This is a genomic window from Atribacterota bacterium, from assembly GCA_028703475.1.
Classification (GTDB): domain Bacteria; phylum Atribacterota; class Phoenicimicrobiia; order Phoenicimicrobiales; family Stramentimicrobiaceae; genus JAQVMU01.
Map to the genome: position 1 here is coordinate 1 of JAQVMU010000036.1, position 14862 is coordinate 14862.

13 protein-coding genes and 1 riboswitch are annotated in these 14862 nt (G+C 35.9%); of the genes, 11 read left to right on the forward strand and 2 right to left on the reverse strand.

From position 1 onward, the window contains the following. Both PHQ99_05190 and PHQ99_05195 read right to left on the reverse strand, forming a co-directional pair. Positions 1-1079 (reverse strand): Nif3-like dinuclear metal center hexameric protein (locus PHQ99_05190; GenBank protein MDD4288963.1); only part of this gene is annotated, 1079 nt, incomplete at its 3' end. A gap of 61 nt (positions 1080-1140) precedes the next feature. Next, positions 1141-1743 carry a uracil-DNA glycosylase gene (locus PHQ99_05195; protein ID MDD4288964.1) on the reverse strand — a complete coding sequence of 201 codons (603 nt, stop codon included), beginning with the start codon at positions 1741-1743 and terminating at the stop codon, positions 1141-1143. 267 nt (positions 1744-2010) lie between these two features. On the opposite strand from PHQ99_05195, the gene polX reads away from it, so the two are divergent. The 11 genes from polX to purF form a co-directional block, all read left to right on the forward strand. Beyond that, complete coding sequence (polX, locus tag PHQ99_05200) at positions 2011-3744, forward strand: DNA polymerase/3'-5' exonuclease PolX (protein ID MDD4288965.1); 1734 nt, start codon at positions 2011-2013, stop codon at positions 3742-3744. Between the two features lie 234 nt (positions 3745-3978). Beyond that, positions 3979-4896: a homocysteine S-methyltransferase family protein gene (locus PHQ99_05205; protein MDD4288966.1), complete on the forward strand. Its 918-nt coding sequence runs from the start codon at positions 3979-3981 to the stop codon at positions 4894-4896. A 104-nt stretch (positions 4897-5000) separates the two neighbouring features. Then, positions 5001-5555, forward strand: coding sequence for a chromate transporter (locus tag PHQ99_05210; protein MDD4288967.1), 555 nt, complete (start codon positions 5001-5003; stop codon positions 5553-5555). A 48-nt stretch (positions 5556-5603) separates the two neighbouring features. Continuing rightward, entirely contained in the window at positions 5604-6131 is a 528-nt protein-coding gene (locus PHQ99_05215) for a chromate transporter (protein ID MDD4288968.1), read from the forward strand. Between the two features lie 40 nt (positions 6132-6171). Beyond that, positions 6172-6275, forward strand: a riboswitch (purine riboswitch). Between the two features lie 179 nt (positions 6276-6454). Continuing rightward, positions 6455-6937: a 5-(carboxyamino)imidazole ribonucleotide mutase gene (gene purE, locus PHQ99_05220; GenBank protein MDD4288969.1), complete on the forward strand. Its 483-nt coding sequence runs from the start codon at positions 6455-6457 to the stop codon at positions 6935-6937. A 27-nt stretch (positions 6938-6964) separates the two neighbouring features. Further along, on the forward strand, positions 6965-7990 hold the full coding sequence (gene purC / locus PHQ99_05225; GenBank protein MDD4288970.1) for a phosphoribosylaminoimidazolesuccinocarboxamide synthase: 1026 nt from the start codon (positions 6965-6967) through the stop codon (positions 7988-7990). Positions 7991-8038: 48 nt separating this feature from the next. Then, on the forward strand, positions 8039-8287 hold the full coding sequence (gene purS, locus PHQ99_05230; GenBank protein MDD4288971.1) for a phosphoribosylformylglycinamidine synthase subunit PurS: 249 nt from the start codon (positions 8039-8041) through the stop codon (positions 8285-8287). After that, a complete protein-coding gene (gene purQ, locus PHQ99_05235) occupies positions 8288-8989 on the forward strand; it encodes a phosphoribosylformylglycinamidine synthase subunit PurQ (protein MDD4288972.1) in 702 nt (233 codons plus the stop codon). It abuts the gene before it with no gap. Positions 8990-9014: 25 nt separating this feature from the next. Further along, the gene (purL, locus tag PHQ99_05240; protein MDD4288973.1) at positions 9015-11198 is read left to right on the forward strand and encodes a phosphoribosylformylglycinamidine synthase subunit PurL; all 2184 of its coding nucleotides are present in this window, start codon (positions 9015-9017) and stop codon (positions 11196-11198) included. Between the two features lie 102 nt (positions 11199-11300). Further along, positions 11301-13517, forward strand: a complete 2217-nt coding sequence (purL, locus tag PHQ99_05245) for a phosphoribosylformylglycinamidine synthase subunit PurL (protein MDD4288974.1) — start codon at positions 11301-11303, stop codon at positions 13515-13517. Next, a partial coding sequence (gene purF, locus PHQ99_05250; protein ID MDD4288975.1) for an amidophosphoribosyltransferase occupies positions 13510-14862 on the forward strand: 1353 nt, incomplete at its 3' end. The genes purL (PHQ99_05245) and purF, both read left to right, overlap by 8 nt.

A 14862-nucleotide genomic window follows, 5' to 3' on the forward strand; every position in this document is an offset into this window, starting at 1 on the left:
AAAGGCGAGCTCATTTGCTCGCTGGCAAACAGTAATTCTTGGGGAACCTGTTTCTCAATAAGCTGTTTCATAATTGCAGGAACAAAAAATTTTTCAGTATGGAAATGTTCAATATCAATAATATTCAGCCCCATTTCTTTTGCGTTTAGCGCTTCGTGATGCTTGATATCACCGGTGATTAAGAGGTCTGCTTTTTTCAGAATTGCCTTATTTATTAGAGAACCGCCACTTCCGGTACATAAGGCAATGGTCTTAATTTTTTGTTTTTTGGCTTTGACAATTCTTAGATAGGGGATCTTCAGTATTTTTTTAACTTTTTTACAGAAAGTATCCAGATTTTGATCTGAAGGTAAATTTGCGATTAAACCAATCCCGGTTTTATTAATAGCCTTTAATTGGTAAATATCATAAGCCGGTTCTTCATAGGGATGGTTTTTGTAAAGAGTGTCAACTATTCTACCTGTATCTCTTTCACGAAAAACTGTTTCAACTTTCACTTCATTGACTAATTCTCTTTTTCCGATTTCACCAATAAACGGACTTGTTCCATCCATAGGTTTAAAAGAACCATTTCCCGGAAAAGTAAATGATGTTTCAGAATAATTGCCAATATTTCCAGCGCCGGCTAAAAAAAGGGCATTTAAAAGTTTTTTGTGGTATTTTTCAGGAACATAAACGGCTAACTTGAATGTTTTTTCCGGAGATTCCTCTAAACAATCGATTTTCTTCAAATTGAGTAAATTCCCAAAATAATCATTTAAACCATTTTCCGCAAGGTCATAGTTAGTATGAGCAGAAATTAAATTTATGTGATTGTGTATTAATTGAAAAATTAATGGATTATCCTGTTTGGTAATCCTGGTAAGAGGCTGAAAAAATAAAGGATGGTGAGAAAGAATAGTATTACAATTTTGCTCGATTGCTTCTTTTATAATCTCTTGTGTGACATCCAGACAGATTAGGGTTTTGTTTATATTCTCTTCCATATCAGCATATTGTACACCACTGTTATCAAAGCTCTGCTGAAGAAAAAATGGGGCAATCTTATCAATACTATGTATCAGTTCTTTTATTTTCATTAGTAATATTTTCCCTCCCTCCCTTTATTAAAAACTAATATGAATTTATAGTGTATTAATATTATTTATCACTTTCATTAATTTGTTCTAATACCCTTTTAAGTTCCTGAATATCCTTCCAGGTTAATTCTTTAGGACTTCCCGGGGTTGTTTCCTCGTGTCTTAACAAATAACTTGGATGGAACATAGGAAAAATTTTAATCCCGCCTATCCAGTCAAACCATTGACCCCTTACTTTGGAAATTCCATTCTGAGAATTCAACAAGTATTTGGTTGGGATATTTCCCAGTGTGACAATAATTTTCGGTTTAATTAGAGCAATTTGGCTTTCCAGATAAGGAAAACATGTTTCTTCTTCTGATTTATTTGGATTACGATTTCCCGGTGGGCGACATTTTAGTATATTGGTGATAAAAACATCTTTTCTATTAATCTGTACAGACTCTAATATTTTTGTAAAAAGTTTTCCCGCTTTACCAACAAACGGTTTCCCTTGTAAATCTTCAACTTCCCCTGGTGCTTCCCCAATAAAAATTACGGGACTCTTGTAATTGCCTTCACCAGGTACAGCATTATGTCTGGTAGAATAGAGAGGGCATTTTTGACATGCCTTTATTTCTTCAGCAATTTCATCCATCGTTAAGGAAATTGTTTTATCTGTCATTTAAGGACTCCTGAATCAATATGGGTAACCATAGGAAGCCGGAATTAATAATTATTTTAATTAATATTCAATATGTAAAATCTGTAAATGCCATAAGTATCATTAAAAAAAACTATAATGTTTGCTATTGTTGATATTTTATCATTGTAAGCCATGATAAACAAGTCAATTAAAAATCAAGCCGGAATATTACTACCTGGTAATTTTTTATGATATTATAAATATTATAATGGTAAAAAAATATTATAAAAGGAAATCTTACTGGTGATAAAGAATATTGAAATTGCCGGGATATTTAATGATATAGCCAATATATTAAAAATAAAAGATGACAACAGGTTTAAGATAAGGGCATATGAACGTGTTGCCAGTGCTATAGAAAATTTGCCTATGGAAGTTGAAACGCTTTATAAATCAGGCAAGCTGGACGAAATACCCGGAGTAGGAGAAGCAATAGCTAAAAAAATAGGGGAGCTCATAGAAACTGGTAAACTTGAGTATTATGAAAACCTGAAACAAAGCATTCCTTCAGGTGTATTGGAATTGTTAAACATTTCTGAAGTTGGGCCACGAAAGGCTAAACTATTTTTTGAAGAACTTGGAATTGATAGTATTGGAAAATTGGAAGAGGCTGCAAGGAAACATAAACTGCAGAAACTACCGGGGATGGGTAGTAAAGCAGAAGAAAATATATTAAGAGGCGTAGAAATATATAAAGGCAGGGAGAAAAGGACTTTATTGGGTGTTGCTCTACCTGTTGCAGAAGGGATAATCAATCAACTCAAATCTTTAAGGGTAGTAGACAAAATAGATATTGCGGGGAGTTTGAGACGTAGAAAAGAAACGATTGGGGATATTGATATACTGGTCACTTCAAATTATCCCGAAAAAGTAATGGAGAAATTTACACATCTGCCGGAGGTGAAAGAAGTACTGGCGGAAGGTTTGACCAAGTCAGCAATTTTAACACAACAAAATGTTCATGTGGATTTAAGGGTTGTAAAGCTGGAAAGTTTCGGTGCTGCCCTGGTATACTTTACCGGCTCAAAGGCACATAATGTCCGTCTGCGGGAAATGGCAATTAAAAAGGGATTAAAAATCAATGAATATGGAGTTTTTATAACAGATAATGATAAAATGATTGCCGGTAAAGAAGAGAAAGATGTTTATGATAAAGTAGACCTGCCTTATATTATGCCTGAGCTGCGTGAAGACAGGGGAGAGTTTGAAGCGGCACAGAAAAGACAGTTACCTGAGCTGGTGACCATTAAAGATATCAAGGGAGATTTACATATTCATACCAGTGACAGTGATGGATTAAATACAATAGTTGAAATTGCCGATACTGCAAAAAAGAAGGGATATCAATACATTGCAATTACCGATCATTCCCAATCTCTTTATGTTGCCGGTGGTTTAACTGAAGAAAAATTACTAAAACAGATAGACCGGATTGATATGATTAATAAAAATATGAATAATCTTGTTATTCTAAAAGGGATAGAGGTAGATATAAAATCTGACGGAACATTAGATTTTCCTGATAGTATTCTGGAAAAACTGGATATTGTTATTGCTGCTATTCATTCCGGTTTTAAACAGGAAAGTGGCAAAATAATGGGGCGTCTGACTAAAGCAATGAAAAATCCGCTGGTAAATATTATTGCTCATCCTTCCGGTAGAATTATAGGATATCGCCAGCCTTATAATGTTGATATTCAGGAAATTATCAGAATGGCTGCTGAAACAGGCACCTTCCTTGAGATTAACGCATCCCCTGAAAGGATGGATTTAAATGATATTTATGTGAAAAGCGCAAAGGAAAAAGGGGTGCTTCTTTCAATTGGCACAGATGCCCATCAGCTATCATCAATGGATAATATGAAATATGGAATTTCTGTTGCCCGTCGTGGCTGGTTAGAGAAGGGAAATATTCTTAATACTTTTTCCTTATTGGAATTAAAATCAAAATTAAAAAAAATTAATAATAAAAAAACATAAATAATACAATCGTTGATAGTCATAATAATTTTGTTACCATTCTTGCATCTTTCCAATTTTCCAGTTTTCCAGGTTATGCAGCACAATAAAAAGTCTTAATATTTTAGAAGATTATTTATAAAAATGAAAAAATAGAAAAATTTTAAAATAATTTTTTGAAAGACAAAAATAATGTTATGATATTAATACATTATTTATTTTAATCGAATATATTTTTAGGAGGTAGTCGATGTGGTGAATAAAGAAGAAAATAGCTTGAATAGTAATGTTTTGGATTTGTTAAAACAGAAAATCCTGGTAATTGACGGTGCAATGGGGACAATGTTACAGGCAAATGGTATGAAATCAGGTGAGTGTCCGGAGTTGTGGAATATCAATCACCCGGAAATTGTGAAACAAATCCATACTTCCTATCTGGAAGCAGGAGCTGACATTATTCTTACCAATACTTTTGGAGCCAATGGAGTAAAATTATTAAAATTAAAGCAACAGGACAGGCTGAAAGAGATAAATAAACAAGCAGTTAAAATTGCCCGAGAGGCAGCTGAAGAATATATGGAAAAATATTCAAATCAGGTTTTTATCGCAGGATCGGTAGGCCCAACAGGTGAAATACTGCAACCAATCGGTCCACTAAAAACGGAAGAAGCTTATCAGGGCTATGAGGATCAAATAAAGGAAATGGCTTCTACCGGTGTTGATATGATATTATTGGAAACCTTTTATGATCTTTCTGAAATAAAACTTGCACTAAAAGCCGTAAAAGAAAACACAGACTTACCAGTTTTTGCCTCTATGAGTTTTGATGACAGCAAAAAGACTATCTATGGAATAACCCCAGAGAGAGCAGTGGAAGAATTATTCAAAGAAGAAGCTGACGGTGTTGGAGCCAATTGCGGAAGCGGACCAAAATTACTGTATGAGATAATGACCCGGATGAGAACTATCACTGATTCTCTTCTGCTGGTTGAACCTAATGCCGGTATGCCTTATCTTAAGGATAACAGGGTTGTTTATCCTGCAACTCCGGAAGAGATGGCAGAATATGCGGAAAAATTTGTAAAATTAAAAGTAAATATTATAGGTGGTTGTTGTGGAACAACCCCGGAACATATAAAAGCAATTGCGAAAATAGTTAAGGAAAATAAATAGAGGGTAGCAATTGCCTGTAAAAATAAAGATATCAGGAATCAGAACACATATTTATTAGAAATAAAAGCATATTGACTGTTAAGAAAGATACCCAATTTAATCAAATGAAAAATAAGAAAGAAACTATTTCACTTATCGAACTATTTTGGACTTTTTTCAGAATAGGAATGCTAACATTTGGCGGCGGGATAGCTATGACAATGGTTATGAGACATGAACTTGTGCTGAAAAAAAACTGGATGGAAGATTCAGATTTTTTTTCTATAGTTGCACTGGCAACTGCCGTTCCCGGAGTGATTGCTGTAAATGTAGCTTATTTATTAGGAAGAAGATTTCGGGGATGGAAAGGTCTAATACTATCAGTGTTAGGAGTTGTTCTACCTTCATTTTTTATCATACTTTTAATTGTAGGCATACTGCTCCCATATTTTTATAATCCTTTGGTTGTTAAATTTTTACGTGGTTGTGCAATTGCAGTTGTAGGCCAATTAGCCTTTGCAAGTGTTGTTTTTAGCAGGAAATCAATCAGGAGATGGCCACATCTTGCTGTATGTGTCATAGGTATTGTAATAGTGGGAGTACTTAAACTACATCCGGTTTTTGCATTAGTTACAGTAAGTATAATTGGTTATTTTTTATTTCCCAATAAGAAAATTTAAAATTTTACAAAAATATTTTCGAAAAAATAATAGTTGGTGAATAAAATAGTGAAAATATTATTGGATTTATTTATAAGTTTTATGATTATAGGAATAGGTGCATATGGAGGTGGTATGGTAACCATACCACTGATACAGCATGAAATTGTTGTTAAAAACAATTGGCTTTTACTTGATGAGATGGCAGAGGTATTTGCCATTGCCCAGATGACACCAGGACCGATTGCTATTAATTCAGCAACATTCACCGGTTTTCGTATTGCAGGAATAATTGGCGCTGTAGTTGCAACAATAGCAGTCATACTGCCTTCATTATCAATTTTTACATTATTAACACCAATTCTTATAAAATATAATAAAAATGAATATTTTTGCAGATTAAGAAACAATATGCAATTGGGTGTATTAAGTCTTATATTTTTTGCTGTTTGGAGTTATGGTTCAGCAGTAATTGATGGATTTATAGATATAGGAATTGCAATTGCAGCCTTTCTGCTTTTATTTAATTTTGAAAAAAAATTGCACCCGATCATAGTAATTTTTACCTGTGGAATAATAGGCTTAATAATTTTTTAAGATTTGACAATTACCGGGAATGGTGCTATATTTTCAACAGATATTTTATGATTTATAAACTCGTATAAGTTTTCGAATATGGCGGAAACGTTTCTACCAAGTGACCGTAAATCACAGATGGCTACGAGTGGAAGTGCACCTTAGGGATTCACCTGTCAAAACCAATGCAGGGTTCGAACCAAGTGGTGCAAAGTGTATAAGGTTATACTACACCGTAGGGTTAAAATCCCAGACGGAGAGGTTCCACTCTTAATTTGGAATACCTCTTGGTCTGGGTTTTTTATTTTTATAGAAAATAATAAATGGAAGGCAGGTATAATAAAATGGATATTAGTATTATCATGGGAAGCACATCTGACCAGTCAATAATGGAAAAGGCTACTGAAGTTCTGCAGGAATTAGGAATAAGCTATGAGTTAAGGGCAATTTCCGCGCATCGTACCCCGGATTTTCTTTTTCAATATATCAATCAATTTCCAAAGAGGGGATTTAAAGTAGTTATTGCCGGTGCAGGAGGTGCTGCCCATTTGCCAGGAGTAATTGCAGCGAAAACGCTTTTACCGGTAATCGGTGTTCCTGTTAAAACCCAAACATTAGATGGTCTTGATTCATTACTTTCAATTGTACAGATGCCCAAAGGAGTTCCTGTTGCAACAGTTGGGATTAACAATGCTGCCAATGCAGCACTATTGGCAGCAAGGATTATGGCATTGGAAAACAATCTGCTGAAAGACAAATTAACAGCATATGTGCAAAAAATGGAAGAGAATATTATAAACCTGGAAATCAATAAGGGAATTCAATAAAAATTTTATATTATGAGGAGTTTTTGTATGGGCAGTGTAAAAGATTTAGAAGTACTGGTTGCTCCAGCTGGAGAATACCCCGGAAGGGGAAGGTTTATTTTTTCTGACCGATACTCAGTTTTTGATTGGGGAGAGATGCCCGATCATATCCCCCAGAAAGGATCTGCTTTATGTATTGTCGCAGCTTATTTTTTTGAAAAATTGGAAAGTAACGGGATACTTACACATTATCTTGGTGTAGTAGAAGATGGACAAATCAAAACACTTTCGGAACTCGATAAAGCTGTAAATGTTCTGGAAACAAAACTTTATAGAGTCTTGCACCCAAAATTGATTAAGAATGTTTATGATTATGAAATATATAATCAGGAAAAGGGAAATTATTTAATACCCCTGGAAATCATATATCGTAATACTCTTCCACGCGGGTCAAGTGTATTTAAGCGTTTAGAAAAAGGAGAGTTAAAACTTAAAGACTTAGGTTTAAATAATATGCCCGGTGAAGGAGTTGAACTGGACCATCCATACTTAGATGTCTCGACTAAATTAGAAGAGAGTGATCGCTATCTTTCATGGCAAGAAGCCCGGGAAATATCAAATTTATCTGAGCAAAAAATTGGAGAACTAAATGCAATAACACTAAGAGTTAATCAAATGATTAGTAAAGAGGTAAAAAAAGCAGGTCTAAAAAACGAAGACGGTAAATTTGAATTTGCCTTAGATCAAAACCAGAATATTGTACTGGTAGATGTGCTCGGCACACTTGATGAATGCCGTTTTACCTATCAAGGTATGCCTATTAGTAAAGAAATCCCACGTCTTTATTATCGAAAAAGTGAATGGTATACAGAAATATTAAAGGCAAAGGAAATAGACAAAGTTAATTGGAAAGACAATGTTAAAGGAAATCCAAAACCATTACCATTAGAATTGAAATTATTAATATCAAGAGTATATCAAGCCTTTGCTAATGAAATTACTGGTAAAGAATGGTTTTCAGACATTCCTCCCCTTCAAGAAATCCTGAAAGATATGAAACATTTTATTAAATAAATTATAATTTGTTATATTGAGTTATTTTATATATAAGGAGTACTTAATATGTGGTCAGTAGAAATAAATATAAAGCTAAAGAAGGGTGTGCTGGATACACAAGGTAAAGCAATACATAATGCCTTACTCTCTTTGGGGTTTTCAAGCATCAAAGATGTAAGGATCGGTAAACTGATTGAAATTCAGCTTGAAGGTAATTCGCAGGATGAAGTCAGTAAAAGTGTGCAGGATATGTGTCAAAAACTTTTAGCTAATCCGGTAATTGAGGATTATAGTTATAAAATTGAGGAACAATAAATGAAATTTGGAATTATACAATTTCCCGGTTCAAATTGTGACTTTGACTGCTATTATGCACTTAAAAATATAATAAAAGTACCTGTTGAATGGATTTGGCATAAACAGGATGATTTGAATGGCTTTGATTGTATTGTTTTGCCTGGAGGTTTTACCTATGGAGATTATTTACGTGTCGGAGCTATTGCCCGGTATTCACCTGTTATGTCAGCAGTAACCGATTTTTCCCGGGCAGGAGGGCTGGTAATAGGAATCTGTAATGGATTTCAGGTGTTAACTGAAGCCAAGCTTCTACCTGGAACATTAACCAGAAATAAATGTCTTCATTTTATATGCAAACAACAGACAATAAGGGTTGAAGAAATTGATACACCATTTACCATAGCTTGTAAAACCAGGAAAGTACTACAAATACCTATTGCTCATGGAGAAGGTTGTTATTATACGGATAAGGAAACTTTAGAGCATTTAGAACAGAATAAACAGATTATATTTCGATATTGTGATGCTGATGGAAAAATATCAGATAAGGCAAATCCTAATGGTTCTCTAAATAATATTGCCGGGATTTGCAATAAAGAGAGAAATGTTATTGGTTTAATGCCCCATCCCGAGAGGTCTATTGAAAGTTGTCTTGGATCTGATGATGGAAGGCTTATATTTGAATCAATAGTAAATCATTTAAAGGTAAATTGCTTTTAATAAAATAACTACCCAGGTGTAATATATGGAAAATTTTAAACAAAAGAAATTTTGGCAAAAATGGAATCTGACTGCTCATGAATATAAAACTATCTGCAAAATGCTGGAACGTGAACCCAACGAATTGGAATTAGGTATCTTTTCGGTAATGTGGAGTGAGCATTGCAGCTATAAGAATACACGTCCTTTGTTAAAACTGTTACCTACCAAAGCTGATTGGGTGCTGCAGGGTCCTGGAGAAAATGCAGGCGTTATTGATATAGGTGAAGATGAATTGATTGTGATGAAGATGGAAAGCCATAACCATCCATCTGCAATCGAACCATTCCAGGGGGCAGCAACAGGCGTAGGGGGAATCCTGAGAGATATTTTTACTATGGGAGCCCGTCCTATAGCTGTCCTGGATTCTCTGTTTTTTGGTGATTTCCATGATAACAGAACTAACTATTTGTTTAACGGTGTTGTTGGAGGTATATCTTTTTATGGTAATTGTGTTGGTGTCCCTACTGTTGGCGGGGAGACTTTTTTTTCAAATAGCTACCAGGGAAACATTTTAGTAAATGTCATGTGTGTAGGCCTGGTAAAAAAAGGGCAGATTACCCGTGCTATTGCAAGAGGGGCAGGTAATTCAGTAATTCTGATAGGCGCCAAAACCGGACGGGACGGAATAGGTGGAGCAGCTTTTGCGTCTGTTGAATTAAATAAAAAATCTCAGGAAGATCGCCCTGCAGTCCAGATTGGTGACCCTTTTGCAGAAAAACTGCTGATTGAAGCTTGTTTAGAACTGGTGAAATTTGATGAAGTTATCGGCTTACAGGATTGTGGTGCCGCAGGGTTAACCAGTTCACTTAGTGAGATGGCTGCAAGAGGAAATAGCGGATTAGAAATTGAGTTAACCAGTGTGCCGCAAAGAGAAGAGGGTATGAATCCCTTTGAGATTATGTTGTCTGAATCACAGGAGAGGATGGTTGTAGTTGTTAAAAAAGGGCAGGAGGAAAGAGTCCTGTCGACTTTAAGAAAATGGGATTTGGATTCTTCTATTATCGGAATTGTTACCGATAATCCAGGGTTTGTAGTAAAGAATAATGGAAAAATTGTTGCAGATATACCTGTATCATCCCTTGCAGATGGTGCGCCGGTAGTTAAAAGAGAAATAAGAGAACCAGAAGTACAGAAAAAGATAAACCAATTAAACCTGGATAAAATCAAGGAATTGGATGACTACAATGAGATTCTTCTTCGATTGCTTTCATCACCAAATTTATCGTGCAAAGAGGATATCTACCAGCAATATGACCATATGGTTCAGATTAATACGATTTTAGCGCCTGGTGATGATGCGGCAGTTTTAAGGTTGAAAGGAAGCAAGAAGGCCATAGCTTTAACCACTGAAGGCAATGGAAGGTATTGTTTGCTGGATCCCTATCAAGGTGCTCAGATCATTGTTGCAGAGGCTGCAAGAAATATATCCTGTAAAGGTGCTTTACCCAGAGCTGTTACAGATTGCCTTAACTTTGGTGCACCTGAAAATAGTGACAGTTACTGGCAGTTGGTTCAAGCCATCAAAGGTTTATCAGAGGCGTGTAAATTTTTTAATACCCCGATAATAAGTGGAAATGTAAGCCTTTATAATGAGAATGATGGAAAACCAATTGATCCGACACCTGTTATCGGCATGGTTGGTATTATCAATAATTATAACCGGATTTGTACATTGGATTTTAAAAATGAAAATGATATTATTTTCTTGTTAGGAGAAACCCGTGATGAATTGGGAGGCAGTGAATATTTGGAGCTGATACATCAGAAAAAGTGCGGACAGCCCCCAGCCCTCAATTTATTAATGGAAAAAAAGATTCAGGATTTTTGTAGAATGATGATTGAAAAAGACTTGCTTGTTTCTGCTCATGATTGCTCCTTAGGGGGACTTGCCATATCATTAGCAGAATCCTGCATCAATGGTGGTCTGGGTGCAGAGATTGAATTAGAAACAAACATTCGCTCTGATTGTTCTTTATTTGGAGAAAGTCAGTCTCGAATTATTGTTAGTGTTCATCATGAAAATACAGGAAAAATAATTAAATTTGCTCAAAAAGAGGGGATACCAATTAAGAAGATCGGTCATGTAAAAGGAGATAATCTTAAAATAAATCAATGGGTTAATCTCCCGGTTGAAAAAATGGAGAAAGTGTGGCGGGGAAAACAGTAGTGCTGCTACAGTAAATTTATAGTATATAATTATGTGAGTCTAAAATAAATAAGTATATTGATATTTAAAATATAAAAAATATCTATCTAAAGGGAGTTAATAATGGAAGATATTAATAAAAAAGAAGAAACATTGAAAAGAATTTTGGAGGAAAACGATCTTACCGAAGATGAATACCAGAAAATATTAGAGGCTTTACAAAGAGAACCAAATAATACAGAACTTGGACTTTATTCTGCCATGTGGTCTGAACACTGCAGCTATAAAAGTTCAAAACCCGTATTGAGTATTTTTCCAACCCAGGCTGATTGGGTGATATTTGGACCCGGAGAAAATGCGGGAGTAATTGATATTGGAGATGGTTTAGCCGTTGTAATGAAGATAGAAAGCCATAACCATCCTTCAGCTGTTGAGCCTTTTCATGGAGCTGCTACCGGCTCAGGTGGAGTAGTGAGAGATATTCTGGCAATGGGTGCCCGTCCGGTCGCCCTGTTGGGCTCTCTCCGATTTGGAAGATTTGAAGATTCACATGTGAAATATCTGGCAAAAGAAGTTGCGAAAGGCCTGGCTTTCTATGGTAATAATATCGAAGTTCCTACTATGGGCGGAGAGACTTACTTTTTAGACAGTTATCACGGTAATCCCCTGGTTAATGCCATGTGTGTTGGATTGGTGAAAAAAGATGATATTGTAGTGGCCGTAGCTGGAGAAAAAGACAGTGTTGTGATTTTAGCCGGAGAAAAAACAGGCAGAGATGGAGTAGGCAGTGCCAGTTTTGCGTCCCGGGAACTGGAGGGAGAAGAAAAAATAGAACATCCTCCCATTCCCCAGGGAAATCCCTATCTGGAAAAGCAAATTATCGAGGCATGTCTGGAATTGGTTGAAAAAAATCTCATTTTAGGGATGCAGGATTTAGGGGCAGCCGGGTTAATAAGCTCAAGTTGCGAGATGGCCAGTAAAGGTAACTGTGGAATTGAATTAGACCTTTCCCTGGTTCCGCTAAAAGAAAAAGGAATGACTCCCAGAGAAATCATGCTTTCCGAAACACAGGAAAGAATGTTATTAGTAGCCAAACCGGATAAAAAGGAAGAAATAGGCGAAATATTTAATAAATATGGCATTGAATACACTGAAATAGGAAAAGTAACCTCAGATGGAATTCTTCGTTTAAAGAAAAAAGACGAAATAGTAGCAGAAGTACCGGCAAAATCTTTGGCTGAAAATGTTCCATTGCGTTATTATACAGGTAAAGAACCTGCTGATATTAAAGAAATACAAAAATTGAATTTGGAAGACATAGCTCAGCCGGCAGATTTTAACGATACATTGTTAAAGATACTATCTTCTCCTAATATTTGTGATAAAAAATGGATGTTTAAAGACAGCAAACAAATAAGTCCAAAAGGGACTGAATCCGTATTGTTTCCGGGAGATGATGCCGGTATATTAAAGATTAAAAAAAGCAAAAAAGCAGTTGCTCTGACAACAGATGGTAATGGAAGATATTGTTATCTCAATCCTTTTTCAGGTGGAAAAATCGCTGTTGCCGAAGCAGCACGAAACCTTTCCTGTAAGGGAGCTACTCCTATGGCGATTACCGATAATCTGAACTTTGGAAATCCTGCAAAAGAGGAGATTTTCTGGCAGCTGGAAGAATCAGTTAAAGGGATTAGCGAGGCATGTGAGGCATTTGATATCCCGGTTATCAGCGGGAATGTCAGTTTGAATAATGAAAGTAACGGGAAAGCCATTTATCCTACTCCAGTTATTGGTATGGCAGGTATAATTGAGGATTTCAAGAATGTTTGTACCATGTCATTTAAAAATGATGGTGACCTGGTAATTCTTCTAGGGAAAAATAGAGAAGAATTAGGGGGCAGTGAATATTTAAAGGTAATACATAATATAGAAAAAGGATTACCTCCTCAGCTTGATTTAAATCTGGAGAAGGCAGTTCAGGATGTTTGCAGAGAAAGTATCCAGGCCGGAATAATATCTTCAGCACATGATTGTTCTGATGGCGGCTTAGCAGTAACTCTGGCTGAATGTTGTATAACAGGCAACAAGGGTATAAAGGCAGACATTGACACTGATGAGATTAGAAGTGATGCATTATTGTTTGGAGAGTCTCAATCCAGAATAGTAGTTTCACTTTCTGAAGAAAATATAGAAAATTTAAAGGCTATTGTTGATAAATATGAAGTTCCAATGCAGGTACTGGGAAAGGTTGAAGGGGAGAGATTAAAGATCGGCAGTCTAATAGATATAGAAATAAAAAAGCTTAAGATGTCGTGGGAGAAAGAGATAGAAAATGAATGAAGAATGTGGTATTTTTGGTGTTTTTATTCAAGATGAAGAAAAAATAGATGCAGCAAAATTAGCTCATTTAGGTATATTTGCACTTCAACATCGGGGACAGGAAAGTGCCGGCATTGCTGTTTCAAGCGGGAAAAGTATTTTAGTTTACCGTGATCTGGGATTGGTATCAGAGGTATTTAATACGGAAATTTTAAATACATTAGAGGGTAATGCCGCAATTGGACATGTAAGATATTCTACTACCGGTACTAATAACTGGGAGAATAGTCAACCTATACTAAATCAATACCCTGGTGGATCTTTTGCTCTTGCCCATAATGGGCAAATTGTTAATTCCAAAGAATTAAAGGAAGACCTCTCTCGAGAACCATTATCAACAGAACCGCCAGACAATGGAGATGCAGACAGTCATCTTTTTTGTCAATCAATAAGATCCACTAAATATAATGATATTGAAACAGCTATTGAAGAAATTGTTAAGAAAATAAAAGGTGCATTTTGTCTGGTAATTCTTACTAAAGACAAATTAATAGGTTTGCGGGATGGTTATGGATTCCATCCGCTTGTCTTAGGTAAATTAAAGAACGGTTATGCTATTGCTTCCGAAGACAGTGCTTTTCCCCTGATTAAAGCAAAATTTATTCGAGAAATCAAACCCGGTGAAATGGTTGTAATTGATAAAAACTCATGCCAGTCAAAGCAAATCATACCATCTAATCGAAAGAGTCTGTGTGTTTTTGAGCACATATATTTTGCCAGACCTGACAGTAATGTTTTTGGAGAAAATGTAGCTCTTATCAGAGAAAGAATTGGTCAGCAATTGGCACTGGAACACCCTGTTGAAGCTGATATAGTTATCCCTGTTCCGGATTCTGGACGTTTTGCGGCATTAGGGTACTCCCAGGGTTCTGGAATTCCCTACCAGGAAGGTCTACTGAAAAATCCCTATATTGGACGGACTTTTATTCAACCAGTACAGGAATTAAGGGAATACACCGTTAGATTGAAGCTTTCTTCCATATCTGCTATTGTAAAGGGGAAGAGAGTTGTGATGGTTGATGATTCAATTGTAAGGGGAACAACCAGCAAAAAACTGGTGAAACTATTGAAAGAAGCCGGAGCAAAAGAGGTTCATGTGAGAATTAGTTCTCCGCCGGTTAACTATCCCTGCCGTTATGGTATTGATACCCCGAATAAAGAGGAATTATGGGCAAACCGTTTTTCTATTGATCAGATAAGGGAATGGATAGGGGCAGAGACTCTGGGATATATTAGCTTGAAGAACCTAACCGGTGTTTTTGAAAAGAATAAACCATCAGATTTTTGTACAGCCTGTTTCAGTGGA